Annotated in this window: 2 rRNA genes; both read right to left on the bottom strand. The window is 46.4% G+C overall.

Features of this window, described 5'->3' with window-relative positions:
* Positions 1-4 precede the first annotated feature (4 nt).
* Positions 5-120: ribosomal RNA gene (rrf, locus tag MMG82_RS21430) — 5S ribosomal RNA — on the bottom strand.
* Between the two features lie 222 nt (positions 121-342).
* Positions 343-427: ribosomal RNA gene (locus MMG82_RS21425) — 23S ribosomal RNA — on the bottom strand; the annotation flags it as partial.

Raw genomic sequence — 427 nt, 5'->3', positions numbered from 1 at the left:
AGGCGCTTGGCGATGACCTACTCTCACATGGGGAGACCCCACACTACCATCGGCGCGATTGCGTTTCACTTCTGAGTTCGGGATGGGATCAGGTGGGACCACAATGCTATTGTCACCAAGCAAATTCTTACTAGTTAATTCTACGTCTGACGGCATTGTTTCCTCACTCCAGTGCTCATGTACTACCGTACACTCCGCCCTTCGCTCGTCACGGCTTTGTCTGCCGTACAATTACCTGCGTAATTAACCTTTATTTGTTAATTTAGAAAGCTGTTTTGAGTATCACTTCTTAAGTGTTCATATTCAAGCTAAGTGCTACTTAGCAAAACCCATCTGGGTTGTATGGTTAAGCCTCTCGAGTCATTAGTATCAGTTAGCTCAACGCCTCACAACGCTTACACACCTGACCTATCAACGTCCTAGTCTC

The organism is Shewanella sp. MM_2022_3 (genome assembly GCF_022557375.1).
Classification (GTDB): Bacteria; Pseudomonadota; Gammaproteobacteria; order Enterobacterales; family Shewanellaceae; genus Shewanella; species Shewanella xiamenensis.
The sequence above is the reverse complement of the archived record's forward strand: the minus strand, read 5'-3'. Positions and strand labels throughout refer to the sequence as shown.